This is a genomic window from Micromonospora sp. NPDC000442 (assembly GCF_042898635.1).
Lineage (GTDB): Bacteria > Actinomycetota > Actinomycetes > Mycobacteriales > Micromonosporaceae > Micromonospora.
On the sequence record NZ_JBIAYZ010000006.1, the window covers coordinates 250,572 to 275,683 of the forward strand.

A 25,112-nucleotide genomic window follows, 5' to 3' on the forward strand; every position below is an offset into this window, starting at 1 on the left:
TGAGCACCGCGACCGTGAGCAGGGTCAGCGCGGCCACGAGGAGACCGCTGGCGCGCAGGGCGGTACGGCGGTGCCGGGGTGGTGCGGTCGACCGGGCCGGCGTCTCATATGGTGGCGACTCGATGACGGACAGTGTGAACTCCAGTGTGGTGCGAAACGCCGTCGGGACTTGACAGGAGCCGAGTCTAGGCACGAAGTTAGGTTAGGTTAGCCTAACCCCCGGCTGTCCAAGGTCCGAGACCCTGATCGAAAGACGACACGAATGTCTGAGCACCTCCCCGCCCGTCGCCTCTCCCGCCGAGGGCTGCTCGCCGTCGGCGGTGCCGCCGTGGCCGCCGCACTCGTCGGCTGCGGCCGCGACGATGCCACCGGCACCAACGGCGACAACGCCTCCGGGCCGTGGTCGTTCACCGACGACCGCCCCGAGAAGGTCGCCGCCGATGCTCGGCCGGAACGGGTGGTCGCCTTCACCGGCTCCGCCGCGGCACTTGTCGACTTCGGACTCGGTCGCGAGATCGTCGGCGTCTTCGGTGAGACCAAGAAGGCCGACGGCAGCGTCGAGCCGCAGGCCGGTGACCTGGACGTGGAGAGTGTGGAGATCCTCGGCAACGTCTGGGGCGAGTTCAGTGTCGAGAAGTACGCCGCCCTGCGTCCGGAGCTGCTGGTCACCCACATGTACGACCCGGGCGCCTACTGGTACGTCCCGGACGAGAGCAAGGACCAGATCCTGCCACTGGCGCCGGTGGTGACCATCACCACCGCCCGGGTGCCGATGACCAAGCCGATCGAACGGTACGCCCAGCTCGCCGAGTCCCTCGGTGCCGACCTGTCGGCGCCGAAGGTCACCGACGCCAAGGCCCGGTTCGAGGCCGCCGCCGAGGCGGTACGTGAGGCCGTCGCGGCCAACCCGGGCATCAAGGTGATGGCCGCCTCGGGCAGCCCCGACCTGTTCTACGTCTCCAACCCCAAGATCAGCACCGACCTGATGTACTTCGCCGAACTCGGCGTCGACATCGTGGTGCCGACCAAGCTTGAGGCCGGCGACTACTTCGAGGCGCTCAGCTGGGAGAACGCCGGCAAGTTCCCTGCCGACCTGATCCTGCTCGACAACCGCGGCACCGCCCTGCAACCCACCGACCTGGCCGCCAAGCCCACCTGGAAGCAGCTGCCCGCCGTGCAGGCCGGGCAGGTCACGCCATGGGACGCGGTGCCACGCTTCTCGTACGCCGGCGCGGCTCCGCTGCTGGAGAACCTCGCCAAGGCGATCCGGGGAGCGAAGAAGCTCACCTGACGCCGCCGGGCCGGCCGGCCGCGATCGACCACCGCCCCGGCCGCCCCGCCGCCACCCTCCCAGGACCGAACCGCCCGCCGCCCACCTGCCGTGCGGCGGGTTCCGGCTGCCCGAAAATCGAACCGCCGAGCGTGGAGGACACCCCCATGACCCTGCCGGTGCACACCGCCGAGGCAACGCCGACCCACCCGGAGCCCGGACCCACACCAGCCCGGGCACACCTGCTCAGCGACGAGACAGTCGAGCAGTACCGCCGGGCAGTGGCCGCCGGCACCGCCCGGGTGGCCCGTCGGATCGCCGAGGTGACCGGACCCTTCACCGGCGTACGCCCGGACGAACTCGCCCCCCAGGTGGAGGCGATCGACCTGGACCGGCCGCTGGGCGACACCACCGCCGCGCTCGACGAGTTGGAGGACGTCTACCTGCGCGACGCGGTCTGGTTCCACCATCCTCGCTACCTGGCCCACCTCAACTGCCCGGTGGTGATCCCGGCGCTGCTCGGCGAGGCGGTCCTCAGCGCGGTCAACTCCTCGATGGACACCTGGGACCAGAGCGCCGGTGGCACCTTGATCGAACGCCGACTCATCGAGTGGACCGCCGACCGGATCGGTCTCGGCCCGGCCGCCGACGGGGTGTTCACCAGCGGCGGCACCCAGTCCAACCTGCACGCCCTGCTGCTGGCGCGCGAGGAGGCGCTGGCCGCCGCGACGCCTGCCGACCGGCGGATCCTGCTGCCCCAGCTGCGGATCATCGCCTCGTCGGCCGGTCACTTCAGCGTGCAGAAGGCGGCCAAGCTGCTCGGCCTGGCACCGGACGCGGTCGTGGTGGTGGAGACCGGCCCCGACCGGCGGATGCGGCCCGGCGCGGTCCGGCACGAAATCGCCCGCTGCCGGCGCGCCGGCCTGACCGTCATGGCGGTGGTGGCCACCGCCGGCACCACCGACTTCGGCACCATCGACCCGCTCGACGAGATCGCCGAGGTGTGCGCCACGGCCGGCGTGTGGCTGCACGTCGACGCCGCGTACGGCTGCGGGCTGCTGGTCTCGCCCACCCGCCGACACCTGCTCGACGGCATCGAACGCGCCGACTCGGTGACGGTCGACTACCACAAGTCCTTCTTCCAGCCGGTCAGCTCCAGCGCACTTGTGGTCCGCGACCGGCGGACCCTGCGGCACGCCACCTGGCACGCCGACTACCTCAACCCGGCCCGGATGGCCGCCCAGCGCATCCCCAACCAGGTCGACAAGAGCCTGCAGACCACCCGCCGGTTCGACGCGCTCAAGCTCTGGCTGACCCTGCGGGTGATGGGGCCCGACGCCGTCGGTGAACTCTTCGACGAGGTCTGCGACCGGGCCGCGCAGGCGTGGAAGCTGGTCGCCGCGGACCCGCGCTTCGAGGTGCTGACCCGGTCACAACTGAGCACCGTGGTGTTCCGCTGGCGACCCACCGGACCGGGCCGGGACCTGGCCGACGCGGCCAACCTGCGGGCCCGCGAGGCGTTGGCCGCCTCCGGTCTCGCCGTGGTCGCCGGCACCCGGGTCGACGGCCGCCAGTATCTCAAGTTCACCGTTCTCAACCCGGCGACCACCGCCGAGGACGTCGCCTACGTGCTGGACCTGATCGCCGAGCACGCCGGCCGCCACGTGCACGAACACGCCGGAGCGCCCGCCGACCTGACCTGCCCGGTCGGCTGACCATGCCACCTGCCAACCCGAGCCTGGAGGGCCGGATGGAAAGCCACGATTTCATCGGGATCGGCCTCGGGCCGTACAACCTCGGCCTGGCCTGCCTGACCGCACCCATCGCCGACCTCGACGGGCTGTTCCTGGAGGCCCGCGACGACGTCTCCTGGCACCCCGGCATGCTGCTGGAGTCGTCCCGGTTGCAGACGCCGTTCCTGGCCGACCTGGTCACCCTCGCCGACCCCACCTCACCCTTCTCCTTCCTCAGCTACCTCAAGGAGATCGGCCGGCTCTACCCCTTCTACATCCGGGAGAACTTCTTCCCGCTGCGGGTGGAGTACGACGCCTACTGCCGCTGGGCCGCCGCGAAGCTGCCCAACCTGCGGTTCGGACACCAGGTCACCGCCGTCGAGCACGACCCCACCGACGACCGGTACGTGGTGACCGCCACCGTCGACGGCGCCACCGTCACCCACCGGGCCCGGCACCTGGTGCTCGGCACCGGCACCCCGCCCCACCTGCCGGACACCTGCGCCGGCCCGACCTCCGACGCGGTGCACAACTCGCGGTATCTGGAACACCGGGACGCGTTGCGGGCCAAGCGGAGCATCACCATCGTCGGCAGTGGGCAGAGCGCCGCCGAGATCTACCACGACCTGCTCGGCGACATCGGCACCCACGGTTACCAGCTGAACTGGGTGACCCGCTCGCCCCGTTTCTTCCCGCTGGAGTACACCAAGCTCACGCTGGAGATGACCTCGCCGGACTACGTGGACTACTTCCACGCGCTGCCCGAGCCCACCCGGTACCGGCTGGAGGCCGAGCAGAAGGGACTGTTCAAGGGCATCTCCGCCGACCTGGTCAACGACATCTACGACCTGCTCTACGCCTCCAGCGTCGACGGCCCGGTGAACACCCGCCTGCTTACCAACACCGAGCTGACCGAGGTCACCCACGACGAGAGCACCGGCGTACACACCCTCCGGCTGCGCCACGTCGAGCAGGAACGGGACTTCACCCTGGACACCGAGGGGCTGTTGCTGGCCACCGGCTACCGGTACGAGGTGCCGGCGTTCCTGGAGCCGATCCGGCACCGGCTCCGCTTCGACGACCACGGGCGGCTCGACGTGGCCCGCAACTACAGTGTGGACTCCACCGGGCGCGGCGTGTTCCTTCAGAACGGCGGCACCCACACGCACAGCATCACCTCGCCCGACCTCGGCATGGGCCCGTACCGCAACAGCTGGATCATCCGGGAGCTGCTCGGCCGCGAGCCGTACCCGATCGAGAAGTCGATCGCGTTCCAGGACTTCGGGGTGACCGGGTGACCCACCTCGTCTACACCCGTCACGATCGGCGACTCGGCGAGTTCGCCCTGCGTACGCTCGACGTTGCCGCCGACGCGCCGGTGCTGCACCGGTGGGTGACCCACCCCAAGGCGGCGTTCTGGCTGATGCAGGACGCCGACGTCGACGCCGTGGCCGCCGAGTACCGACGCATCGCCGAGCACCCGCACCACGAGGCGTACCTCGGCCTGTGGCGCACCGAGCCGGCGTTCCTCGCCGAACGGTACGACCCGGCACACGTCGAGTTGGTCGGCCTGCACGACGCGCGGCCCGGCGACGTGGGGATGCACTTCCTCTGCGCGCCCACCGACACCCCCGTCTCCGGCTTCACCCGGGCCGTCATCACCACCGTGCTGGCCTGGCTCTTCGCCGACCCCGCCACGGAACGGGTCGTGGTCGAGCCGGACGTGCGCAACACCGCCGTGCACGCGCTCAACGCGGCGGTCGGCTTCGAGGTGGTCGGACCGGTCACCAAGCCGGAGAAGACGGCCCTGCTGAGCATCTGCACCCGGCAGCGGTTCCTGGCCGCCACCCGAAACGAAGGAGTACCGGCATGACCACGCCCGACCCGGTCGCCCACCTGCGCCCACAGACCTGGGAGCGGGCCAACCGTCTGCTGGTGCGCAAGGCGCTCGCCGAATTCACCCACGAGCGCCTGCTTGCCCCTGAATCGGACGGCCCGGCTGCCGCCGACGCCACCGGCCGCCGCTGGTACGCCGTCACCGCCGCCTCCGGCGCGGTCCGGTACCGGTTCGCGGCCCGGGTGATGACCCTGGAGCACTGGGACATCGACCCGGAGAGCATCATCCGGCACCGGAACGGCGAGCAGTTGCCACTGGACGCGGTCGACCTCTGCCTCGACCTGCGCGACGCCCTCGGCCTCACCGACCGGATCCTGCCGGTCTACCTCGAGGAGATCACTTCCACCCTCGCCGGTCTGGCGTACAAGCTGGACCGGGCGCTGCCCAGCGCGGCGAAGCTGGTGGAGGCCGACTTCCAGACCATCGAGACGTCGATGACCGAGGGCCACCCCTGCTTCGTGGCCAACAACGGGCGGCTCGGCTTCGGTGTCGACGAGTACCACAGGTACGCCCCCGAGGCCGCCCATCCGGTACGGCTGATCTGGCTCGCCGCCCACCGCGACCACGCCACCTTCACCAGCGCCGTCGATCTGGACCAGGAGACGCTGTTGCGCACCGAGCTGGGTGAGGCGACCCTCGCCCGGTTCGCCGCGACCATTACCGAACTGGGCCTGGACCTCGCCGACTACCACCTCATCCCGGTGCACCCCTGGCAGTGGTGGAACAAGCTGTCGGTCACCTTCGCCGGCGAGGTGGCGCGGCGCCGGCTGGTCTGCCTCGGTGAAGGCCCCGACGAGTACCTCGCCCAGCAGTCCATCCGCACCTTCTTCAACGTCAGCCACCCCGAGCGGCACTACGTCAAGACCGCGCTGTCGGTACTGAACATGGGCTTCATGCGGGGCCTGTCGGCTGCGTACATGGAGGCCACCCCGGCCATCAACGACTGGTTGGCCGACCTGATCGACGGCGACGAGATGTTCCGGGCCACCGGTCTGACGATCATCCGGGAGCGGGCCGCCGTCGGCTACCGGCACCGCCAGTACGAGGCGGCCACCGACCGCTACTCGCCGTACCGCAAGATGCTTGCCGCGCTCTGGCGGGAGAGCCCGGTCCCCGACCTGGCTCCCGGCCAGCGACTCGCCACCATGGCGTCGCTGCTGCACGTCGACGCCGACGGGCGGTCGTTCGCCGCCGAGCTGATCGCCGCCTCCGGGCTGGCGCCGGCGGTGTGGCTGCGCCGCTACCTGAACGCCTACCTGATCCCGCTGCTGCACGCCTTCTACGCCTACGACCTGGCGTTCATGCCGCACGGCGAGAACGTCATCCTGGTGCTCCGCGACGGGGTCGTCGAGCGGGCGATCTTCAAGGACATCGCCGAGGAGATCGTGGTGATGAGCGCCGAAGCCCCGCTGCCCCCGGCGGTGGAGCGGATCCGGGCCGACATTCCGGAGGACATGAAGCTGCTGTCGATCTTCACCGACGTCTTCGACTGCTTCTTCCGCTTCCTCGGGTCGACGCTTGCCGATCAGGGCGTGATCGGCGAGGAGGAGTTCTGGCGGACCGTGGCCGACTGCGCCACCGAGTACGCCGGCCGGGTGCCCCACCTGGCCGACCGGCTGGCCCGCTACGACCTGTTCGCCCCGGAGTTCGCGCTGTCCTGCCTCAACCGGCTGCAACTGCGCGACAACCAGCAGATGGTCGACCTGGCCGACCCGTCCGCCGCCCTGCAACTGGTCGGTGCCCTGACCAACCCGATCGCCCGGTTCGCGACGTCCTGACCGTCGGTGCCCCGACCGCCGTCGCCGATCGGGACCGTCGACGGTCGTCCGTCGGGCAGCGGCGGGTCAGCCGGGGCGTGGGCCGAGCTGGTCGATGGTGTAGCCGTCGGGGTAGGTCCGCGTGCTGATCACCCCGTCGGCGAACAGCGGCTCGGTGCGTGGCCGGCCGATGTGGCGCAGCAGCCACGCCCGCACGCGCAGCCCGGCGTGCAGACCGGCCCGTACCGGCCAGGCCGGGGCGGCGACCCTGGTGGCCGCGCGCAGCCGGTCGTCGTACAGCGCGGCGACCAGGGCGTCGCCGACGGGAGCAAGCGGGCGGGGCAGCCGGCCGAGCAGCAGCTCCCGGGTGGCCCGCTCGATCGCCGCCGCGCCGTCGTTGGGGCGCAGGTGCGCCGCGTCGTACGCGTCGAACCAGGCGGCGAACTCCGGATAGGTCTCCGGGATGTCGGTGATCCCCATCCGGCGGCCAAGTTCCCGGTAGAAGGCGTGGGTGGCGTGCCGTTCGTGACAGCAGGTACGACGCCAGCCGTACCGGTCTATCCACCGGTTCGGGACCACCACCAGGCAGCCGAGCACGTACCGGTAGTGGTCGTTGCCGATGCCGTACGGGCGGTGTATCTGGTTGACCCGACGCAACGCGGAGCGCCCACGCGGATGGTCGAAGCCGTTGAGCATCATCTCGTACATCAGCAGGCCGGTGTCGTCGATGCGCTTGCGGGTCCGCCGGGTCAACTCGCCGGTGGCGGTGTGCACGGCGGCGATCTCCGGGATCGAGAAGGAGCGGTTGAACGCCAGGTTGAGCCCGAGTCTCAACTCCCAGCAGAACTCGTGGCGCAGCATCGTCTGGTAGATCGCCAGGTGGTCACGCTCGGGGTCGAGCGAACGGATGTGCGCCAGGTTGGCGTGACGGTCTCGCACCGGCGGCTCCTCCACGGTCGTCGACTGTCGGTCCGGCTGGCTGGCCGGGCTGGCCGGCCCGTCCTGGCTGGTCCGGGCCGGGCGGCTGGGCTGCTCGTGCGGCGTTCCGCCGGCCAGCTCAGGCCGCGGCCAACTCGGTCAGGTCACGGTCGAGCAGCTCGGCCAGCAGGGCGTGCCGGCCGGGGTCGTTGTCCGGCGTGATGCCCCGACTCGGCATCTCCACGGTCATCAGCAGGTGCAGGTGCATCCGGTACAGCGCGAGCCGGCGGCGGGCGCCGTCGTCGAAGACCAGCGGTACGCCGGTGGCCTCGGCGTACCCGCGCAGGAACGGGTGCGTCGGTTCGTCCTCGGCGCGGCGGAAGAGCAGCGGAGAGACCAGATCGAGCAGCGGATCGCCGTAGAGGAACCGTTCGCCGTCGACCAGGCCACACATCCGGTACGCACCGTCGGCGGCGGCGGCGAGCACGTTGCCGTCCTAGCAGTCGAAGTGCAGCAGCGCCGGCCGGCGTACCGTGTCGAGCAACTCGCCGTGCCGGGCCACCAGTGCCCGGAACCGCTCCGGCGGCACGGGCAGCGCCACCGCCCAGTCGGCCGCGTCGGCGAGCAGGTCGTCGATGATCGCCGCGAACGCGGCCGACCAGGTCGGTCCGCCGGTACGGCCGGCGTCGTAGCCGAACCGGTCGCCGGTGATCCGGTGCAGGGCGGCCGTCGCCGCGCCCAGGTCGGCGCGGACCGGGCCGTCGTCACCGTCCAGGTCGGGCAGGGCCCGGCCGGGCAGCCGGCCGGTGACCAGCCACTCACCGAGCCGTCGATCGCGGCCGTGGTGCAGCACCGGCGGCACCGGCACCTGCGGTGCCCGCTCGGCCACCAGCCGGAAGTAGCGGGCCTCGGCGGCGAGCAGATCGGCCTCGTAACGCAGCAGCCGGGCGGTCGGCGGCGGGGCGACCTTGAGCACGACGTCCCGACCGTCGTCGAGGCGGGCCCACCACACCGCGGCGAAGCCCCCGCCGGACAGCGGCCCGCAGTCGGTCACCCGCCGATCCGGGCCGAAGGACGATCGTACGAAGTCGACCACGTCGTCGGGGGAGAGGACCCGTTGCGTTGGACTGACCGGTGCCACCCGGACAGCGTAGGGGGCTGCCCGTCCGCTGTCCGTCCCGTCCGCCCGCCGCTGATCGAGGTAGTCCCCGACGACGGTCAGTGGCGTGATTCGGTCGACGGGTCCGGCGCGTACTCGAGCACGACCCCCTTCAGGTAGCGCGGGGTCGTGGGAAGATCTGCCGCGCCCACCGCGAACATCAGCGGGCTGCCCGGGCCGCTGTCGAGCCCGTGCAGGCTCATGCCGACCGCGTCCGGCGGTTGCGGCGCCGGGACGCCGGTCCAGGCGCCTTTGCCGTACGTGACGAGCGAAGCGCTCGGCGCCGGTGAATTGTCGATCAGCCACGGTTGTCCGGCCAGGTCGGTGACCACGTCGGGCAGTGCGCCACCTTGGGCGTACCTGAGCAGTTCGAACGATCCACCGCCGCCGCGCACGGTCAACCCGCCGTCGCCGACCGCCCACAGGTCGCTCGACGAGCGACCGGCGAGCGCTCCGAACGAGGACTCGTCGTCATTCATGCCCACCTGGACCGTGCGCCAGCCGGAGCCGTTCCAGTGAAAGAGCAACGGGCCCTTGAATCCCTGCCACGCGCCGTTGCCGGCGGCCCAGACATCATTCGGCCCGAAGGCCTTGATGGCGGTGAAGGTGCAGAAGTTCGGCATTCCGCCGAAGGATGTGCCGCCGGTGCGGCATTCGGCGGGCGGCTGGTGCGACCGCCAGGATCGTCCGTCCCACTGCTTGATGATCACATCGTTGAGGTCATTGCCCACCAACCAGGTCTGTCCGCCGAGGACGGTAAGTCCGGTGATCAGTGCGTGGCTTTCGCCGTCGCCCCGCGCGAACGGCACCTCGCGCCAGGCGCTCCCGTCGTAGTGCAGGACGTGCGTCACCTGATCCTCCGGAGTGGCGGCGGCCGTGCTGCCGACTGCCCAGACATTCCGGGGCGAGTCGGCGGCGACGAGGTCGAGACGACCGCGCCACGAGATCGCCGGCAGCGGCGCGCGTGCCCAGTTCCCTCCGTCCCACCGAAGGATCAACGGCGTACCGGTGTCGTTGGGCTGTTCGGGCGAGTAGGCCTCGCTGCCGACGGCCCACGCGTGCTTGGCGTCCACCGCCACCACGTCCCACAGCACGCTTGTCGGCCCGGCCAGTTCCGGCAGCGCGGCCAGCCGCCAGCTCGGTGCCGGCGCGTCGGTCCCGACGGCTCCTGGTGAACTGTCGGCGGTTGTCACGGAGGGGGCCGAGGTGTTCGTACCGGCCGATCCGCCGGTGCACCCCGACGCCAGCAGGACAGCGGCCATCGGCACGGCAAGCTTGCGCATGGCACCGATGATCGCATCGCGATGCCACCGACGTTTGGCGATCGACGTTCGCCCCGATAATCGCGGTGACGTCGGTGGTCGATCCCGCGACAATGACCGCCGTGGAGGGGATCGAGGTCGTTGTCGCCCATCAGGAGCGGGCGACCTTGCGCGTCGGTGACGTGTTCCTGAAGATCGACGCTGATCAGACCCGCACCGATGTCGAGGTCGAAGCGATGGCCATCGCCCCGATCCCGACACCGGAGGTCCTGTGGCGCAAGCCGCCCGTGCTCGCGCTGGCCGCTCTCCCGGGGAAGGCACTCGGGCGTCTCGGCGAGCCGTCGTCGGCATCGTCGGCAGCGTGGGCTGCGGCGGGGGCCGCCGTACGGAGGCTGCACGAGGCGCCGCTGCCGCCATGGCCCGGTCGAAGCCCCGACGAGTTGGCGTCCCGCCTCGACGGCGAGTGCGAGTGGCTGCTCACGAACGGCGTCCTTCCCGCCGACGTGGTCACCCGCAACCGCCGGGTTGCCGAGGCTGCGCTGCGGCCGTGGACACCGGTGTTCGCCCATGGCGACCTGCAGATCACCCACGTCTTCGTCGACGGTGACGAGATCACCGGCGTGGTCGACTGGTCCGAAGCGGGCCCCGGCGATGCCCTCTACGACCTGGCGATTCTGACGCTCGGACACGAGGAACACCTGGACGACGTCGTGGCCGGCTACGGCACCGACGTCGACCTCGACATGATCCGAGCGTGGTGGTCGCTGCGGAGTCTGCTGGCGAGCCGCTGGCTGGTCGAGCACGGCTTCGACCCGTCCGCACCGGGCTGCGAGTTCGACGTGCTGAGATCCCAGATGTAATCAGCCCGCCTCTCGCGACCGCGTCGACGCGCCGAAGGTCACCCGTTGGACGCTGCCGACCTGACCGGGCTGCTCGTTCTGGTCAACCCCGGACATCCCCGAGTGCTTCGGAGATCATTCGATGCCCCTGGGCCTCAAATGCCTCGTCGCCAACTCGGTACGCCCACGCAGCGGTGCCGATCGCCTCGCGGACCCGGGTGCGGTGCCACGCGTCCGGTTCGCGGGGATCAGGCCCGTACCCGTCGAGAAAGGCCGCCTCGAGCCTCGGATCGCGACGGAAATCCTGGGCGGCCAGCCGGCCGAGGTCGGTGAAAGCGGGGCGCATCGCCGCGCGACCGAAGTCGATGACGCCCACGACGCCGTCGTGGACCAGCCAGTTGCGGGGCTGCCAGTCACCGTGCGTGGGTACGAGGTGGGCCGGCGGGGTCGGCCACGAGGTGATCTCGGCCCGAAGCCGCCGCACGGTGTGCGCGGGGATCCGATGTGGTCGGCACAGCCAGGCCAGCGACTTCTCGTTCTCGCGTCTCTCGTGGTCATCGTCGGTGACGGCGACCTGGGCGTGCAACAGTGCCAGCAGCTCGCCGGCCTGCCGGTAGATGTGCGGGTCATCGGTGTGCACACTGCCGAGCACCAGCTGACCGGGCAGGTAACGGGTGACGAGCAGCTTCGCGTCCGCGTCGCCGCTTACCAGAGTCGGCGCACGACCCCGATCCGTCCAGGGACGCAACCAGTTGGCATGGGCGTCGAGTTCGCGTCGGATGCCGTGATCGTCATCGCCGCCGGCCTTGACGATGAATCGCGAACCGGCGCAGGACACCTCGAGGACGGTGGTGGCCACCAACCCCCAGCTGTGGTCCGCCTCGACGGTCGCGCCCGGAAGCCACCGTCGCAGCAGCGCCTGCTGCCGCGGCGTGAGGTTTCCGAGCGCGGACGCCACGGCGGAAAGGATACGAGTTGGCCGTGGGAACGGTCAGACGTCGCCGGGCCGGGTTCCTTGCGCGACCGTCAGCGCGGTCCATGACACGGGCGGCAGTTCGACGGTGAGCAGGCCGTCGGAGAGCCGCGCGGTGTCGTTGGTCCGCAGCCCCACCCGGTGCGGGTCGCGCAGGTCGTTGGCGGCACGCACGTCGGTGTCCCAGATTCCCCGGGCCGAGACGGCACCGGTGGGCTGGAAGGCGCCGACGTCGATCGTCACGGTGGTGGCCTCGGTGAGGTGCCGATTCTGCAGGAACACCGACAGCGCGGTGCCGTCGTTGGTCGCGGCCGCGGCCACCACCGGCACTGAGCCGAAGGTCGCGGTGGTCGTCTCGTCGGCGTCGGCCAGCACCCGCAGCGCGTCGCCCCGGGCGGCGTGCGAGGTCACCGAGAACGGGAAGAACGTGGTCTGCCGCCAGGCCGGACCGCCCGGCTCGGTCATGATCGGCGCGATCACGTTGACGAGCTGCGCGAGGTTCGCCGAGGTGACCCGGTCGGCGTGGTTGAGCAGGGAGATCAGCAGACCGCCGAGGACCACGGCGTCCGCGACGGTGTACCGGTCCTCCAGCAGGCGCGGCGCGACCGGCCACTCGTCGATGGTGAACGTGCGGGCCTGCTCCTGCCACCGGCTCATGTACCAGATGTTCCACTCGTCGAACGCGAGGTCCACCCGCTTGGACGACCGCTTGACGGTGCGTACGTGGTCGACGGTCGCGACCACCGACTCGATGTAGGTGTCCATGTCGATCCCGGAGGCGAGGAAGCTCGCGAGATCACCGTCGTGCTCCTGGTAGTACGCGTGGCAGGAGATGTAGTCGACGTCGTCGTAGGCGTGGGTCAGCACGACGCGTTCCCACTCACCGAAGGTCGGCATGCCACGGCCGGACGATCCGCAGGCGACCAGCTCCAGGTCCCGGTCCACCTGTCGCATCGCCTTCGCCGTCATCGCCGCGAGCTTGCCGTAGTCGGTGGCGTCGCGGTGGCCGAGCTGCCAGGGGCCGTCCATCTCGTTGCCGAGGCACCACATGGCGATGCCGAACGGCTCCTTGCGGCCGTTGGCGGCCCGTTGCTCGGCACGGGCGGTGCCGGCCGGCAGGTTCGTGTACTCCAGCAGCTCGACGGCCTCCTTCGGGCCTCGGGTGCCGAGGTTCACGGCCAACATCAGCTCGCTGCCCACCAGGTCGAGCCAGTGTTGGAACTCGTGCAGGCCGACCTGGTTGGTCTCGGTGGAGTGCCAGGCGAGATCGAGCCGGCGCGGCCGCTCGGCCGCCGGCCCGACACCGTCCTCCCAGTTGTAGCCGGAGACGAAGTTGCCGCCCGGGTACCGAACCGTGCTCACCCCGAGCTCCTTGACCAGCTCGATCACGTCGCGCCGGAACCCGTCCGGACCGGCGCTCGGATGCCCGGGCTCATGGATGCCGTCGTAGATGTGGCGACCGAGATGCTCGACGAAACCGCCGAAGAGTCGGCGACGGACCGGGCCGATGGTGAAGGCCGGGTTGATGGTGAGGTGCGCGCGGGGCATGGGGCTCCTTACGATGATCACTCACGATAACGTTTTCGGCGACGGTAGACGAGCCCTCGGCGGGCCGCTGGCGTCGCGCGGGCAGCCAGCATCGGCGCCGGTGGCAGGGGCCCGCAGACCTGCCTCACCTCGGGGCGGGGCCGGCGCTGTCCCGACGGATCAGTTCGGCGGCGAGCGACTCGACCCGAGGGCTGGCGGCGCCCGGGTCGAGCGCCAGGGCCATCGCCCGCACGCCCATCTCCACAAGTGGCAGTCGGACCGTGGTCAGTGCCGGTGTGACGTCGCGGGCCATCGGCATGTCGTCGAAGCCGAAGACGCTTACCTGCTGCGGCACCGGCACCGCGCGGGCGCGCAGCAGCGCCAGCGCCCCGATGGCCATCGAGTCGTTGAGCGCCGCGATCGCGGTCAGGCCGGGCTCCGCGTCGAGCAGCCCAGCGGTGGCCTCGGCACCGCCGTCGCGGTCGAAGTCGACGTACCGGATGCGGTGTTCCGGCAGGTCCCGGCCGTGTTCGGCGAGTGCCGCGCGTAACCCGGTGAGCCGGTCGGTGATGGTGGTCAGCACGCGGGGCCCGGCCACCACGCCGATGTGTTCGTGGCCGAGGCGGCACAGCTCTTGACCGAGGAGTTCGCCACCGCCCCGGTTGTCCGGCATCACCGCGTCACCGGAGTGCTCGTGGCGACCGATCACCGCGACCCGGCCACCGGTGGCCTCGTACGCGGCGAGCTTGCCGTTGAGCAACCGGGTGAAGTCGGCGTCGTGGTACCCGGAGCCGGCCAGGACGATGGCGGCGACCTGCTGACCCCGCAGCAGCTCGACGTACTCCAACTCCCGCTCCGGGTCGCGGTAGCTGTTGCAGATCATCAACAGTCGGCCCTGGTCGGTGGCGACCCGTTGCAGACCCCGGGTGATCTCCGAGAAGTACGGGTCGGAGACGTCGTGCACGATCACCCCGACGGCGCCGCGGTGCGACCGGGCCAGCAGTTGGGCGTGGGCGTTGGGCACGTACTGCAACTCGGCGACGGCCCGCAGCACCCGCTCGCGCAGTTCCTCGGTGACCGGCTTGCTGCTGCCGTTGATCACGCGGGAGGCGGTGGCGGGTGAGACACCGGCCCGTCGGGCCACATCGGACAGCGTCGCCACACCCGCCCCCTCACGCGTCGCGCCGGCCGCTGTCGCGGCGACCAGCGACACCGTACCGCAGTGCGGGTCCTTTTCCAGGGCGTGGTTAGCGCAGGTCAAGGCCGCAGGTCCGGCCCGCCCCGCCCGGTGTCCGCCGGCGGTCGGGGACGGTGCCCCGGGCGAGGAGATGGGCGCTCGCCGCGACCAGGGCCGCCTCCCCTCGGTAGACGCGGGCGAGCCGCAGCGCCGCGGTGTAGACGGTCTCCGCCATCGGCCCGTGCGCGGCCGCCTCGGCCGCGATCCAGGCTGGTCCCTCGATGCCGTCGACGGCCAGCTCGGCCAACCCGGCGGTACGGCATTCGTCGAGGAGTTCCTCGACCCGGTGGAAGTAGGCGTGGGTGAAACCGAGACGCGCGTCGTTCCGGCCGTCGGTGCGCAGCATCGCGGCTTCCTCGACCATCCGGTCGTCGAGCCGTCCGGTGGCGGCGAAGTCGAGCGGCCCGGCGAATCGTGAGATCGCGGCGGCGAGGACGCGACCGCCGGGCCGCGTGACGCGGAGTGCCTCCGCCAGGGCCCGGCACCGGTCGGCGCGCTGCGGCAGGTGGTACAGCGGCCCCAGCAGCAGGGTGGCGTCGTAGCTGTCGTCGTCCTCGGGCAGCGCGCGGGCGTCGGCGACCTCCGCGTCGACCGTGGGGTGGCCGGCGCGGGCCTGGGCGACGTGCGCGGGCACCAGATCGAGCAGGCGTACCTGGTAGCCGAGGCTGACGAGGGCCCGGGCGTACTCACCGGGCCCTCCGCCGACGTCCAGGATCCGGGCGGGCGGTGCGGGCAGGTACGCGCGCAGCAGTTCCAACGTCCGGGTCCGCTCCAGCCGGGCCTGTGGCCGTGCGGCGAGCCGCAGGTCCTCGCGGTACCGGTCGGTGTAGTACGCGACGATCTCGTCGGACTGGTCATCCATCCAGCGATGGTCCTCGTTTGAGTGGCGAGGTGGCCAGCGCTTTGTTCGTGCAGTCGTCCCCCGGCCACGGCGTGCACCGCCGAAATTTCCGCCGTCGGGCAAGCCCTTGCCTGGCCGTGAACGCACGGCCTAATCTGTGCAGGAAAGCGCTTACCTGACCGGTGCGAGCGCCTACGACGGGAAGGACCCCCATGACCCGCAGGTCGATCGGCATCATCGTGAACGGCGTCACCGGCCGGATGGGATACCGGCAGCATCTGGTGCGCTCCCTGCTGGCCATCCGTTCCGCCGGCGGTGTGCCGCTGACCGACGGCACCACCGTCTGGCCGCATCTCGTCCTCGTCGGCCGCAGCGAGGCCAAACTGCGCGAGATCGCCGAACGACACGGCCTGGACGACTGGACCACCGACCTGACCGCCGCCCTGACTCGCGACGACATCCAGATCTACTTCGACGCACAGGTGACCCAGCAGCGGGAGAAGGCCATCCGGCAGGCCATCGAGGCCGGCAAGCACGTCTACACCGAGAAGCCCCTCGCGGAGGACACCGCCGCCGCCCTGGACCTGGCCCGCGCCGCCCGGGCGGCCGGCGTACGCACCGGTGTGGTGCAGGACAAGCTCTTCCTACCGGGGCTACGCAAGCTCAAGCGACTGCTCGACGGCGGCTTCTTCGGCCAGGTGCTGTCGGTACGCGGCGAGTTCGGCTACTGGGTCTTCGAGGGCGACTGGCAGCCCGCGCAACGCCCGTCGTGGAACTACCGGGCCGCCGACGGCGGCGGCATCGTGGTGGACATGTTCCCGCACTGGCACTACGTGCTCGCGGAGCTGTTCGGTGAGGTACGCGCCGTCTCCGCCACCATCGCCACCCACATCCCCCGTCGGGTCGACGAGGCCGGGCGGCCCTACGAGGCCACCGCCGACGACGCCGCCTACGGCATCTTCGAGCTGGAGGGCGGCGTCGTCGCCCAGCTCAACTCGTCCTGGTGCGTCCGGGTGCACCGCGACGAACTGGTCGAGTTCCAGGTCGACGGCACCGAGGGCAGCGCGGTGGCCGGGCTGCGGCGCTGCCGGGTGCAGCACCGGGCGGTCACCCCGAAGCCGGTGTGGAACCCTGACCTGCCCGCCACCGAGGACTTCCGTTCGCAGTGGACGGAGGTGCCGGACAACGAGGACTTCGACAACGGATTCAAGGTGCAGTGGGAGGCGTTCCTGCGGCACGTCGCCACCGGTGAGCCGTTCCCGTGGGACTTCCTGGCCGGCGCCCGTGGCGTGCAACTGGCCGAGCTAGGCCTGCTGTCGGCCCGTGCGGGGCGCCGCGTCGAGGTGCCGGAGCTGGCCCTGTGAGCGAGCGAAGCGAGCGAACCAGCAGGCTCGGTAGCGCGGCGCCTCGCGCCGTCGGCGCGCGGAGCGAGGCGGCGGCGTGAGCGGCACCGAGGTGGCCCTGCCCGGCGGCCGGCGGCTACGGCTGTCCGGCGGCACCGGACATCCCCGCCCCGACGGCCCGCCGAACTGCCGCATCGCGTACGCCGCCGCGCACGTGGTGGCCGACCCCGCCGCCGACAACACGCCGGGCACCCCGGCGGCTCTGGCCTGGGACCGTACCCTCGCCTTCCGCCGGCACCTGTGGTCCTACGGCCTGGGGGTGGCCGAGGCGATGGACACCGCGCAGCGCGGCATGGGCTTGGACTACCCGGCCACCCGGGAGCTGATCCGCCGCAGCGCGGCGGAGGCCCGGTCCGCCGGTGGGCGGATCGTCGCCGGGGCCACCACCGACCAGTTGCCGCCCGGCCCGGCGACGCTCACCGAGGTCACTGCGGCCTACCGTGAGCAGCTCGACGACGTGCAGGCCGCCGGGGCGGTGCCGGTACTGATGTGCAGCCGGCACCTGGCCGCCGCCGCCCGCGGCGCCGAGGACTACCTGCGGGTGTACGACGAACTGCTGCACGCCGCCGACCGGCCGGTGGTGCTGCACTGGCTCGGTCCGATGTTCGACCCGGCGCTTACCGGTTACTGGGGCACGGCCGACCTGGACCTGGCCGCCGACACCGTCGTCGAGCTGCTCAAGGCCCACGCGTCCCGGGTGGACGGGATCAAGGTGTCGCTGCTCGACGCCGGGCGTGAGGTGGCGTTGCGCCGCCGGCTGCCGGCGGGCGTACGCCTCTACACCGGCGACGACTTCCACTACCCGGAACTGATCCGGGGCGATGGGGCCGGCCATTCCGACGCGCTGCTCGGGGTCTTCGCCGCCATCGCGCCCGCCGCGTCAGCCGCGTTGGCCGCTCTCGACCGTGGCGACCTGACCCGGTACGACGAGATCTTCGCCCCGACCGTGCCGCTGGCCCGGCACCTGTTCGCCGCACCAACCTGGTACTACAAGACCGGCATCGTCTTCCTCGCCTGGCTGGCCGGGCACCAGGAGCACTTCACGATGGTCGGCGGGTTGCAGTCCGGCCGCTCACCGGAGCACCTGGGCACCCTGCTCACCCTCGCCGACGCCGCCGGTCTGCTGCCCGACGCCGAGCTGGCCGCGGCCCGCGCCCGGGCCTTCTTCACCGTGGCCGGGGTGACCCAGTGACCGGGCCGGCCCACGGGGGTGGGCGCGCGGCCGGGTCGGCGAGCCGGACGGCCCTGCGCCGGTTCTCGTTCAACCAGGCCACCGCCCAGCACTGGCCGCTGCCCGACATGGTCGCCGGTTGTGCCGCCGCCGGGGTGCCAGGCATCGGTCTGTGGCGGGAACCGGTCGCCGAGTACGGTCTCGGCCGTGCCGCGAAGTTGGTCCGCGACGCCGGGCTGGCGGTCACCACCCTGTGCCGGGGCGGGTTCTTCACCGCCGACGACTGGCGGGCGGAGAACCTGCGCGCCATCGACGAGGCCGCCACGCTCGGCGCACCGGTGCTGGTCCTGGTCTCCGGCGGCCTGCCCGTCGGCAGCCGGGACATCGACGGTGCCCGCGCCCGGGTGGCCGACGCGATCGCCGAACTGGCCCCGCACGCCGACGCCGCCGGGGTGACCCTGGCCATCGAACCGTTGCACCCGATGTTCGCCGCCGACCGGTGCGTCATCGCCACCCTCGGTCAGGCGCTGGACATCGCCGAGCGGTTCGACCCGGGCGTGGTCGGTGTGGTGGTGGACGCGTACCACGTGTGGTGGGACGACACCGTCCACGACCAGATCGCCCGCGCGGGGGAGTGGATCGCCGCGTTCCAGGTCTGCGACTGGATCACTCCGCTGCCGGAGGGGGTGCTGCTCGGCCGGGCGCTGCCCGGCGACGGCTGCATCGAGCTACGTCGACTGCGCGAGGAGGTCGACGCGGCCGGCTACACCGGCCCGATCGAGGTGGAGGTCTTCAACGCCGAAATATGGGCACGTCCCGGCGCGGACGTCCTGGCCGCCTCGATCGACGGCTACCTGCGCGAGGTGGTCTGACGGCCCGGATCGCCTCGATCACGCCAGCGCATCTGGCTGATGGTGTCGAGGATGCTGCGGGCAGCGGTGGCTGCCGGGCAGTCCGGCGGCACACGGCAGATCGGGCAGGTGCCGTTGGGCGTGGGGTGGTGGTCGCGGAGGGTCCGCCGGGCAGTGATGGCGAGTCGGTTGAGAATCTGGGCCAGGGACATGAACGGCGCGTTCATGCTCAACTCACCCCGAGGGTGGTGGCGAGCTGAATGATCGGCATCGGAGCGTCCGGGTGTCGGCTCATCTGGGTAGGTCCGAAAGCGGTGTGATGATGGTCGTGGCCGTCGCCCACCCGGGCAGCCAGGTCGGCGGCCTCGTCCAGCAGGCTTGCCGTGGCGCGCTCGTCCCCCTGCCGAGCCGCTGCGAGGGCGGCCTGCACGAGCAGCGTGCCGCACAGCGACAGTTGCGTTGCCTGGCCGCCGTCGAGGTCGGCCCGGACGATGCGGTACGCGGCTGTGCGCATGGCCGCCACCGCCGAGCCCGACCGGCCGGTGGCTCGTAGCACCTGTCCGAGCTGAACCGCCGCAGAGGCGACCAACTCCGCATCATCGGTGGCGATGGTCATCGCCCGGTCGACGGCCAGCCAGCCCAGCTCGGCTTCACCGAGCTTGACGAGCAATGCGGCCGTTATCCGGTATGCCTCCACCAGTGCCACCCGCCCCGCTCCCGGATCGAGGGTGTAGCAACACTGCGCCCCGACCACCAACTCCGGCAGCCCACTGATCAACTGCGGGTACCGCGCGTGCTGGTAGGTGGTCCACGCATGCCCGATGCTGCGGGCCACGTGAGCTGCCGAGGGTGCTTCCCGGGCCGCCGCCCGACGACCGAGAGTCATGTCGTACGTCGACAGTGCCGCCCGAATTCGCTCCACACCCTCTGTCCGGACGTCGACGGCGGAGCGCTGACGGTCACGACCGAGCAGTGTCGACTGGTCGATCCGGAGCACTGCGGCAACCTCTGCGATCGTGGATACCTTGTCCAGTGATCGGACGCCCCGTTCGAGTATCGTGGGTTTCAATCACCTTCGTGCGAACGCGCTACCCGATCACGCGTCGGCCGCGCTCATCGAACAGGTGGCAAACAGCCTGTAGCGAGCCGGAAGGAAGACGCAGGATGAGCCCCGATCTGACGAACGCCGTCTGGCGCAAGAGCGCCAGAAGCAACGGACAGAACGCCTGCGTCGAGGTGGCCGTAGTGGATCGAGCTGTGGCCGTACGCGACTCTAAAAACCCCAGCGGTCCAGCCCTGATCTTCGATTGTCCTGCTTGGACAACCTTTGTCAGTAGTGCGATGGACCGTCGGGCTGGCTGATCCTCTAGTAGGCGCCGTTCCAGGGAGTGAGTGCCGGCGGCCCGCGTACGGGAACCTGACTGCCATCGTCGGCGCATGACCTACAGCCTCCACACGTCGATAACGCCTGTATCAGTCCAGGCCCTCGCCAACCTGTACGGCATCGTTTATGCAGAGCCGCCGTACGAGGAGGGTCCAGAGGAAGTGGCCGGATTCCGCAACGGTCTGCCCGAGGAGGCGCGTCGGCCCGGCGTCACCCTGGACGGTGATGTGGCGGAGGACTCGGTGCCCGAGCGGGATCCCAGCCGGCTGATGGCGGCCCGGTTCACCCGGATCTAACGGGTGGCGAGGGCGTCGACCAGGCGTCGGGTGGAACCGGCGAGGTTCCACCGCTCGGCCAGGTCGAGCAGCCGTTCCGGGTCGGCCGGCGATACCGGCAGCTCGGTGGCCAGCGGCGGCAGCGGCACGTCCAGGGCGACCTTGACGACCTTCGGCGCCACCGCCAGGTAGTCCCGTGCCGCGTCGAGCTTGGTGCGCAGCCCGGGTGCGAAGCCAGCGGCCGGATCGTCCAGGGCGGCGAGGATGCCGGCGATGTCGCCGTACCGGTCGACCAGCCGGGCGGCGGTCTTCTCGCCGACCCCGGCCACCCCGGGCAGCCCGTCGGACGGGTCGCCGCGCAGCGCGGCGAACTCGGCGTACCGGTCGGCCGGCACGCCGTAGCGGGCCCGCACGGCGGCGTCGTCGCAGTCCTCCAGCTTGGCTACCCCCCGCCCGACGTAGAGCAGTCGCACGCCCCGGGCGTCATCGATCAACTGGAACAGGTCCCGGTCACCGGAGACCACCTCGACCGGACCGGGCTGGGTGACCGAGAGGGTGCCCAGCACGTCGTCGGCCTCGTAGCCGGTCGCGCCGACGACTGTCACCCCCAGCGCGTCGAGCACGTCCAGGATCATCGGCACCTGGGGGGAGAGGGTGTCCGGCACCACCTCGCCCCCCTCGGGAGCCACCCGGTGCGCCTTGTACGACGGCAGCAGCGCGACCCGCCAGTCCGGCCGCCAGTCGTGGTCCATCGCGCACACCATCCGCCCCGGCCGCCGGGTGCGCACCAACTGGGCGAGCATGTCGAGGAACCCGCGCACCGCGTTCACCGGCTGACCGTCGGCGGTCCTCGCGGCGGATTCGGGAATGCCGAAGTACGCCCGGAAGTAGAGACTGGGCGCGTCGATGAGCATGATCGGGGTCTGCGCTGTCACGCCCGACAGCCTGGCACACCGCACCGACGTTCACGGCGCACGGCGGGCCGACGGTGCGATCCGGTGGCACGACGAAGGAGGAGCCGATGACCGTACCGACCCGGCTGGCGCTGACCACGGTCAACCTCGACACGCCCGACCCGGCGGCCCTGGCCCGCTTCTACGCGCGCCTGCTCGGCTGGGACATCGCGGTCGAGGAGGCCGACGACGTGATCCTGCGTGCCCCCGAGGGTGGGGTCGGGCTGTCCTTTCAGCGGGAGCGGGCGTACGTGCGTCCGAGCTGGCCGGCGGAGGCGGGCCGGCAGCAGATGATGATGCATCTGGAGATCGGGGTGCAGGACCTGCCGGCCGCGTTGGAGCACGCGCTGGCCTGCGGCGCGACGCTTGCCGCCTGCCAGCCCCAGGAGGACGTCCGGGTCTGCCTGGACCCGGACGGCCACCCGTTCTGTCTCTGGCTGACGGATTGACCCGTCGTGCCGTCAGCTCGCACCGGCCGTACCTCGCCCGCCGCGCCGCTTGACGACGTACGGCAGCACGAACAGGTACAGGCCGGTGATCAGCAGCAGGGCCAGTGGCAGCAGCGGTACGTAGGAGATCCACACGATCGGTTCCTCCTGCGCGAGCGCGACGAAGGTGACGATGACTGTCACCGTGAACGCGATCGCCAGCCACCGATGGATCTGCCGGATCCAGTTGTTCCACCTCATCGGAACCTCCCAGCCGAGTAGCGGCACCGGCCGGGCGGTCGCCCGGCCGGGTATGACCTCGCTGGTCAAGCTAGTGAGGTGAGGTGCCGACTGCTTCTCGATTCCTGACCGGTCTGGCGCGGCAGCTCGGCACCGTCCGCCCGCCGTGCGAACGGCAGTCGGGTAGCTGGCTGGTCGGCTGTCAGGTGATGTCGCGGCGCATCGGGACGATGACGCCGATGGCGGCGGCGGTCACCGCGTACATGGTGAGCACGAGGGCGCCGACAGCAGGGGGCAGGAGGTGGATGGTCGTGCTGCCGAGCTGTTCGGACATGGCGTCGGCGACGTAGGTGAAGTCGGTCAGGGCGGCGGTCGCGCCGCCCGGCAGGATCGGGTAGAGCAGGTTGACGCCAGGAATCATCATGAGCAGCGTTTCGCCCAGGTACAGGTAGCCGATCACGACGCAGAGGGCGGCGACCTGGTTGCGGATGAGGGCACCCATGCCCACCCCGATGAGCAGATACACCATCATCGCCACACCGATGCGGCCGAGCAGCGCCAGCACGGTGGGGGCGGGCATACCGAGGCTGACGCCGCGGGCGGCGGCGACGGTGAACAGGGCCACGGCGGCGGTGCCGGCGAGGACGAAACCGTAGCCGAGGCCGACGACCGCGTAGGTGGCGAGTTTGGCCGCCAGTACCTGCCATCGGCGCGGTGCGAACAGGAACGTGACGGCAGCGGTACGGTGGCGGTACTCGGCGGTGACCGCGACGGTGCCGGCGACGGCCGGGACGAGCGCCGTGTAGCCGAGAATGCCGAGGAGCGAGCGGACGCCTGAGTCGGTGTCCAGACCGGGCAGCGGCGGCTCGAAGTTCTCCGGGCCGACAAGTGCCATGACGCCGATCATGCCGCCACCGATCACGGCTGCGGCGACCAGGAGACCGCCCCACATCCGGGTGGCCAGCAGGCGGCGGAACTCCGCTCGGATCAGGTTGGTCATGGTGTGCCTGCCCTGGAGGTGGTGAACGGGTCGGTGGTCAGGTCGAGGAAGAGCTGTTCGAGACTCGTGTTTTCGGTGACCAGTTCGTGTACGCGTAGGCGGTGCGCGGCCGCGAGGTCGGCGACGCCCGCCGCGTTCAGACCGTGCACCCGCAGCTGGCCGGGCCGGACGATGTCGACGCGAGGTGGGGTGCCCGCGTCGACGGGACTGGTCGCCAGGGTCATGGCGAGGGTGTCGGCGTCGGGTGAGGTGACAAGCACGGTTGGCGGGCCGGCGAGCCGGGACCACGGTCCGGCGGCGACGAGTTCGCCGCGCCGGATCACCACCACGTCGTCGACGAGTTGCTGAACCTCACTGAGCACATGACTGGAGATCAGGACGGTGCGACCCTTGTCGGCGAGACCGCGCAGCAGGCCACGCAGCCAGGACATGCCCTCAGGGTCCAGGCCGTTGCCGGGTTCGTCCAGCAGCACGACGCCCGGGTCGCCGAGCAGCGCGGTGGCGAGGTTGAGTCGTTGCCGCATGCCGGTGGAGAACCCGCGGGTACGGCGGTCGGCGGCCGCGGCGAGGCCGAGCTGGTGCAGCAGCTCGGTGACCCGGCTGTCGGGATGACCACCCATTGCGGCGTAGACCCGCAGGTGGTCGCGCGCGGTGTGGCCGGGGTGGAACGCGTTGGCGTCGAACATCGCCCCGACGGTGGCCGACGGCCGGGCCAGCTGCCGGTACGGCCTCCCGCCGATCGTGGCGGTGCCGCGGGTGGGTGACACCAGACCGGTGAGCATCCGCATCGTGGTGGTCTTGCCGGCGCCGTTCGGGCCGAGGAATCCGGTGATCACACCCGGTTCCACAGTGAAACTGAGATCGCGGACGGCGGTGATCTCGCCGTACCGCTTGGTCAGCTGCGAGACCTCGATTGTCAGCCCGTCGATGCTCATGCGCGGGCCGCCATCGCCCGGCTGATCGCTTCGGCGAGGCCGGGGGCGTCCGGGCCGGAGAGCACGACCTCGTCGAACTGGCCGCCGGTGCCGGCCCGGTCCAACACCAGGTGCAGCCCGGGCTCACCGCGGCGGGCGGCCACGAGTTGTCGGGGGCCGCCGAACAGACCCCACACGCCGATCTTGACGAAACCGGACACCACGTACCCGCTCCGGGCACCACGGGCCAGGCGCAGCGGGTTGTCCACCCGGGCGACCTGCCGCACCGCGCCGACGGCCACCGCCAGCCGGTCCCGTCCGGTCCAGAGCCGCTCCCATCCGGTGAACCGGATGTCGATCACGTCGCCGGAAAGCATGACGGATGCCATCAGTCGTGCCCTTTCGTCGGTCCGGTGTCCTCGGTGGACTCCGGCGTGCTGTCGGTGGGTGTCGGCTGGTCGGCCGGCATCAGGACGGTGGCCAGCAGCCGTGGGGTTCGCCCGTGGCCCGGCTGGTGGGCGAGCAGCGGGCCGACGAGCGCGTTGAACCCAGCGGCGAACTCGCTCAGCTCGGCGTCGGTGAGGTGCAGGACGAACTGGTGGTATCCCACGCCGTCGGCGACGAAGTCGATCCGCTCCCGCGCCAGGTACCTGGAGAACTCCGACAGCAGGCTGGACATGAACGCGGTGAAGTAACGCGCGTGCTCGTCGGCGGTCGCTGTGGCCAGGGCCGAAGGGTCCAGCGTCGCGCCGTGCCTGGGTAGCGCGTACACCCGCTCGGTCGCGCCGCGGACCTTGCGTTCCGTCACCACCTCCAGCAGCCCGGCCCTGACCAGTGCCGCGAGATGTCGGTACAGCGTGGCCTGCGGAATGTCCGGCAGCAGGTCGACCAGGTCGCGGGTGGTCAGCTTGGCTCCCGCGACGGCCCGCAGGATCCGGATCCGGACCGGATGCAGCGCCAGCTCGGCCCAGCGCTCCCTCGACTCTGTCACTCGGCCACGTTATCACTATCGATAACGATAACGGGAGGTCGGGTCGGACACCGGTCGCCCCGGGGGGCCCAAACGACCGTTAAGCTTGC

The 25,112-nt window shown here is 71.1% G+C and carries 28 protein-coding genes; 12 read left to right on the top strand and 16 right to left on the bottom strand.

Going from position 1 to position 25,112, the window contains the following annotated elements; all coding sequences use genetic code 11:
- Nucleotides 1-262: 262 nt before the first annotated feature.
- The 5 genes from ACFY2A_RS12325 to ACFY2A_RS12345 all read left to right on the top strand — a co-directional run bounded on the left by ACFY2A_RS12325 (nt 263) and on the right by ACFY2A_RS12345 (nt 6,678).
- Complete coding sequence (locus tag ACFY2A_RS12325; RefSeq protein ID WP_387171098.1) at nt 263-1,291, top strand: ABC transporter substrate-binding protein; 1,029 nt, start codon at nt 263-265, stop codon at nt 1,289-1,291.
- Between the two features lie 146 nt (nt 1,292-1,437).
- Nucleotides 1,438-2,985: a pyridoxal phosphate-dependent decarboxylase family protein gene (locus ACFY2A_RS12330; RefSeq protein WP_387171100.1), complete on the top strand. Its 1,548-nt coding sequence runs from the start codon at nt 1,438-1,440 to the stop codon at nt 2,983-2,985.
- A 35-nt stretch (nt 2,986-3,020) separates the two neighbouring features.
- A complete protein-coding gene (locus tag ACFY2A_RS12335; RefSeq protein WP_387171102.1) occupies nt 3,021-4,301 on the top strand; it encodes a lysine N(6)-hydroxylase/L-ornithine N(5)-oxygenase family protein in 1,281 nt (426 codons plus the stop codon).
- A complete protein-coding gene (locus tag ACFY2A_RS12340) occupies nt 4,298-4,876 on the top strand; it encodes a GNAT family N-acetyltransferase (protein WP_363920658.1) in 579 nt (192 codons plus the stop codon). The genes ACFY2A_RS12335 and ACFY2A_RS12340 overlap by 4 nt, the downstream gene beginning before the upstream one ends.
- The gene (locus ACFY2A_RS12345) at nt 4,873-6,678 is read left to right on the top strand and encodes an IucA/IucC family protein (RefSeq protein WP_387171104.1); all 1,806 of its coding nucleotides are present in this window, start codon (nt 4,873-4,875) and stop codon (nt 6,676-6,678) included. The genes ACFY2A_RS12340 and ACFY2A_RS12345 overlap by 4 nt, the downstream gene beginning before the upstream one ends.
- Before the next feature lie 66 nt (nt 6,679-6,744).
- Here ACFY2A_RS12345 and ACFY2A_RS12350 read toward each other — a convergent pair whose 3' ends face one another.
- The 4 genes from ACFY2A_RS12350 to ACFY2A_RS12365 form a co-directional block, all read right to left on the bottom strand.
- A complete protein-coding gene (locus tag ACFY2A_RS12350) occupies nt 6,745-7,596 on the bottom strand; it encodes an oxygenase MpaB family protein (protein ID WP_387171106.1) in 852 nt (283 codons plus the stop codon).
- A 118-nt stretch (nt 7,597-7,714) separates the two neighbouring features.
- Entirely contained in the window at nt 7,715-8,062 is a 348-nt protein-coding gene (locus tag ACFY2A_RS12355) for a hypothetical protein (RefSeq protein ID WP_387171108.1), read from the bottom strand.
- A gap of 9 nt (nt 8,063-8,071) precedes the next feature.
- Nucleotides 8,072-8,716: a hypothetical protein gene (locus tag ACFY2A_RS12360; protein ID WP_387171110.1), complete on the bottom strand. Its 645-nt coding sequence runs from the start codon at nt 8,714-8,716 to the stop codon at nt 8,072-8,074.
- A gap of 77 nt (nt 8,717-8,793) precedes the next feature.
- Nucleotides 8,794-10,017, bottom strand: a complete 1,224-nt coding sequence (locus ACFY2A_RS12365; protein ID WP_387171112.1) for a hypothetical protein — start codon at nt 10,015-10,017, stop codon at nt 8,794-8,796.
- A gap of 92 nt (nt 10,018-10,109) precedes the next feature.
- On the opposite strand from ACFY2A_RS12365, the gene ACFY2A_RS12370 reads away from it, so the two are divergent.
- Nucleotides 10,110-10,856 carry a phosphotransferase family protein gene (locus ACFY2A_RS12370; RefSeq protein ID WP_387171114.1) on the top strand — a complete coding sequence of 249 codons (747 nt, stop codon included), beginning with the start codon at nt 10,110-10,112 and terminating at the stop codon, nt 10,854-10,856.
- An 82-nt stretch (nt 10,857-10,938) separates the two neighbouring features.
- Here the strand turns inward: ACFY2A_RS12370 and ACFY2A_RS12375 are convergent, their stop codons facing one another.
- The 4 genes from ACFY2A_RS12375 to ACFY2A_RS12390 form a co-directional block, all read right to left on the bottom strand.
- Nucleotides 10,939-11,793: a phosphotransferase gene (locus tag ACFY2A_RS12375; RefSeq protein ID WP_387171116.1), complete on the bottom strand. Its 855-nt coding sequence runs from the start codon at nt 11,791-11,793 to the stop codon at nt 10,939-10,941.
- Nucleotides 11,794-11,826: 33 nt separating this feature from the next.
- Complete coding sequence (locus ACFY2A_RS12380; RefSeq protein WP_387171118.1) at nt 11,827-13,356, bottom strand: alpha-N-arabinofuranosidase; 1,530 nt, start codon at nt 13,354-13,356, stop codon at nt 11,827-11,829.
- Between the two features lie 124 nt (nt 13,357-13,480).
- Nucleotides 13,481-14,497 carry a LacI family DNA-binding transcriptional regulator gene (locus tag ACFY2A_RS12385; protein ID WP_363920672.1) on the bottom strand — a complete coding sequence of 339 codons (1,017 nt, stop codon included), beginning with the start codon at nt 14,495-14,497 and terminating at the stop codon, nt 13,481-13,483.
- Between the two features lie 85 nt (nt 14,498-14,582).
- Nucleotides 14,583-15,434, bottom strand: coding sequence for a class I SAM-dependent methyltransferase (locus ACFY2A_RS12390; protein ID WP_387171121.1), 852 nt, complete (start codon nt 15,432-15,434; stop codon nt 14,583-14,585).
- A 191-nt stretch (nt 15,435-15,625) separates the two neighbouring features.
- Between ACFY2A_RS12390 and ACFY2A_RS12395 the strand changes: the two genes are divergently transcribed.
- From ACFY2A_RS12395 to ACFY2A_RS12405, 3 genes are all read left to right on the top strand, one after another.
- Entirely contained in the window at nt 15,626-16,777 is a 1,152-nt protein-coding gene (locus tag ACFY2A_RS12395) for a Gfo/Idh/MocA family protein (RefSeq protein WP_387171123.1), read from the top strand.
- A 76-nt stretch (nt 16,778-16,853) separates the two neighbouring features.
- Nucleotides 16,854-18,008 (top strand): dihydrodipicolinate synthase family protein, encoded by a 1,155-nt coding sequence (locus tag ACFY2A_RS12400; protein WP_387171124.1) that lies wholly within the window; start codon nt 16,854-16,856, stop codon nt 18,006-18,008.
- A gap of 53 nt (nt 18,009-18,061) precedes the next feature.
- On the top strand, nt 18,062-18,859 hold the full coding sequence (locus tag ACFY2A_RS12405; RefSeq protein ID WP_387171312.1) for a sugar phosphate isomerase/epimerase family protein: 798 nt from the start codon (nt 18,062-18,064) through the stop codon (nt 18,857-18,859).
- On the opposite strand, the gene ACFY2A_RS12410 is transcribed toward ACFY2A_RS12405, so the two are convergent.
- Nucleotides 18,838-19,065, bottom strand: coding sequence for a hypothetical protein (locus tag ACFY2A_RS12410; RefSeq protein WP_387171126.1), 228 nt, complete (start codon nt 19,063-19,065; stop codon nt 18,838-18,840). The genes ACFY2A_RS12405 and ACFY2A_RS12410 overlap by 22 nt on opposite strands.
- A 2-nt stretch (nt 19,066-19,067) precedes the next feature.
- A complete protein-coding gene (locus tag ACFY2A_RS12415) occupies nt 19,068-19,835 on the bottom strand; it encodes a hypothetical protein (RefSeq protein WP_387171128.1) in 768 nt (255 codons plus the stop codon).
- A gap of 167 nt (nt 19,836-20,002) precedes the next feature.
- Here ACFY2A_RS12415 and ACFY2A_RS12420 point away from each other — a divergent pair, with 167 nt between their 5' ends.
- Both ACFY2A_RS12420 and ACFY2A_RS12425 read left to right on the top strand, forming a co-directional pair.
- Nucleotides 20,003-20,200: a DUF397 domain-containing protein gene (locus tag ACFY2A_RS12420; protein ID WP_387171130.1), complete on the top strand. Its 198-nt coding sequence runs from the start codon at nt 20,003-20,005 to the stop codon at nt 20,198-20,200.
- A gap of 75 nt (nt 20,201-20,275) precedes the next feature.
- Nucleotides 20,276-20,518 carry a hypothetical protein gene (locus ACFY2A_RS12425; RefSeq protein ID WP_387171132.1) on the top strand — a complete coding sequence of 81 codons (243 nt, stop codon included), beginning with the start codon at nt 20,276-20,278 and terminating at the stop codon, nt 20,516-20,518.
- On the opposite strand, the gene ACFY2A_RS12430 is transcribed toward ACFY2A_RS12425, so the two are convergent.
- A complete protein-coding gene (locus tag ACFY2A_RS12430; RefSeq protein ID WP_387171314.1) occupies nt 20,515-21,411 on the bottom strand; it encodes a 5'-3' exonuclease H3TH domain-containing protein in 897 nt (298 codons plus the stop codon). The genes ACFY2A_RS12425 and ACFY2A_RS12430 overlap by 4 nt on opposite strands.
- A 107-nt stretch (nt 21,412-21,518) precedes the next feature.
- On the opposite strand from ACFY2A_RS12430, the gene ACFY2A_RS12435 reads away from it, so the two are divergent.
- Entirely contained in the window at nt 21,519-21,899 is a 381-nt protein-coding gene (locus ACFY2A_RS12435; protein ID WP_387171134.1) for a VOC family protein, read from the top strand.
- A 12-nt stretch (nt 21,900-21,911) separates the two neighbouring features.
- Here ACFY2A_RS12435 and ACFY2A_RS12440 read toward each other — a convergent pair whose 3' ends face one another.
- The 5 genes from ACFY2A_RS12440 to ACFY2A_RS12460 form a co-directional block, all read right to left on the bottom strand.
- Complete coding sequence (locus tag ACFY2A_RS12440) at nt 21,912-22,208, bottom strand: hypothetical protein (protein WP_387171136.1); 297 nt, start codon at nt 22,206-22,208, stop codon at nt 21,912-21,914.
- A 112-nt stretch (nt 22,209-22,320) separates the two neighbouring features.
- Nucleotides 22,321-23,118, bottom strand: coding sequence for an ABC transporter permease (locus ACFY2A_RS12445; RefSeq protein ID WP_387171138.1), 798 nt, complete (start codon nt 23,116-23,118; stop codon nt 22,321-22,323).
- Entirely contained in the window at nt 23,115-24,053 is a 939-nt protein-coding gene (locus ACFY2A_RS12450) for an ABC transporter ATP-binding protein (RefSeq protein WP_387171140.1), read from the bottom strand. Before ACFY2A_RS12450 ends, ACFY2A_RS12445 begins: the two co-directional genes overlap by 4 nt.
- Complete coding sequence (locus tag ACFY2A_RS12455) at nt 24,050-24,421, bottom strand: hypothetical protein (protein ID WP_363920690.1); 372 nt, start codon at nt 24,419-24,421, stop codon at nt 24,050-24,052. The genes ACFY2A_RS12450 and ACFY2A_RS12455 overlap by 4 nt, the downstream gene beginning before the upstream one ends.
- Nucleotides 24,421-25,023, bottom strand: coding sequence for a helix-turn-helix domain-containing protein (locus ACFY2A_RS12460; RefSeq protein WP_387171142.1), 603 nt, complete (start codon nt 25,021-25,023; stop codon nt 24,421-24,423). The genes ACFY2A_RS12455 and ACFY2A_RS12460 overlap by 1 nt, the downstream gene beginning before the upstream one ends.
- Between the last annotated feature and the right edge of the window lie 89 nt (nt 25,024-25,112).

Bases quoted from the DNA above. Each gene is read 5' to 3' on its own strand.
- ACFY2A_RS12395 (WP_387171123.1), top strand. From the start codon at position 15,626: ATGACCCGCAGGTCGATCGGCATCATCGTGAACGGCGTCACCGGCCGG.
- ACFY2A_RS12430 (WP_387171314.1), bottom strand. From the start codon at position 21,411: ATGCTCATCGACGCGCCCAGTCTCTACTTCCGGGCGTACTTCGGCATT.
- ACFY2A_RS12445 (WP_387171138.1), bottom strand. From the start codon at position 23,118: ATGACCAACCTGATCCGAGCGGAGTTCCGCCGCCTGCTGGCCACCCGG.
- ACFY2A_RS12370 (WP_387171114.1), top strand. From the start codon at position 10,110: ATGACCGCCGTGGAGGGGATCGAGGTCGTTGTCGCCCATCAGGAGCGG.
- ACFY2A_RS12435 (WP_387171134.1), top strand. From the start codon at position 21,519: ATGACCGTACCGACCCGGCTGGCGCTGACCACGGTCAACCTCGACACG.
- ACFY2A_RS12365 (WP_387171112.1), bottom strand. From the start codon at position 10,017: ATGCGCAAGCTTGCCGTGCCGATGGCCGCTGTCCTGCTGGCGTCGGGG.
- ACFY2A_RS12380 (WP_387171118.1), bottom strand. From the start codon at position 13,356: ATGCCCCGCGCGCACCTCACCATCAACCCGGCCTTCACCATCGGCCCG.
- ACFY2A_RS12455 (WP_363920690.1), bottom strand. From the start codon at position 24,421: ATGGCATCCGTCATGCTTTCCGGCGACGTGATCGACATCCGGTTCACC.
- ACFY2A_RS12390 (WP_387171121.1), bottom strand. From the start codon at position 15,434: ATGGATGACCAGTCCGACGAGATCGTCGCGTACTACACCGACCGGTAC.
- ACFY2A_RS12335 (WP_387171102.1), top strand. From the start codon at position 3,021: ATGGAAAGCCACGATTTCATCGGGATCGGCCTCGGGCCGTACAACCTC.
- ACFY2A_RS12330 (WP_387171100.1), top strand. From the start codon at position 1,438: ATGACCCTGCCGGTGCACACCGCCGAGGCAACGCCGACCCACCCGGAG.
- ACFY2A_RS12450 (WP_387171140.1), bottom strand. From the start codon at position 24,053: ATGAGCATCGACGGGCTGACAATCGAGGTCTCGCAGCTGACCAAGCGG.
- ACFY2A_RS12325 (WP_387171098.1), top strand. From the start codon at position 263: ATGTCTGAGCACCTCCCCGCCCGTCGCCTCTCCCGCCGAGGGCTGCTC.
- ACFY2A_RS12410 (WP_387171126.1), bottom strand. From the start codon at position 19,065: ATGAACGCGCCGTTCATGTCCCTGGCCCAGATTCTCAACCGACTCGCC.
- ACFY2A_RS12345 (WP_387171104.1), top strand. From the start codon at position 4,873: ATGACCACGCCCGACCCGGTCGCCCACCTGCGCCCACAGACCTGGGAG.
- ACFY2A_RS12425 (WP_387171132.1), top strand. From the start codon at position 20,276: ATGACCTACAGCCTCCACACGTCGATAACGCCTGTATCAGTCCAGGCC.
- ACFY2A_RS12420 (WP_387171130.1), top strand. From the start codon at position 20,003: ATGAGCCCCGATCTGACGAACGCCGTCTGGCGCAAGAGCGCCAGAAGC.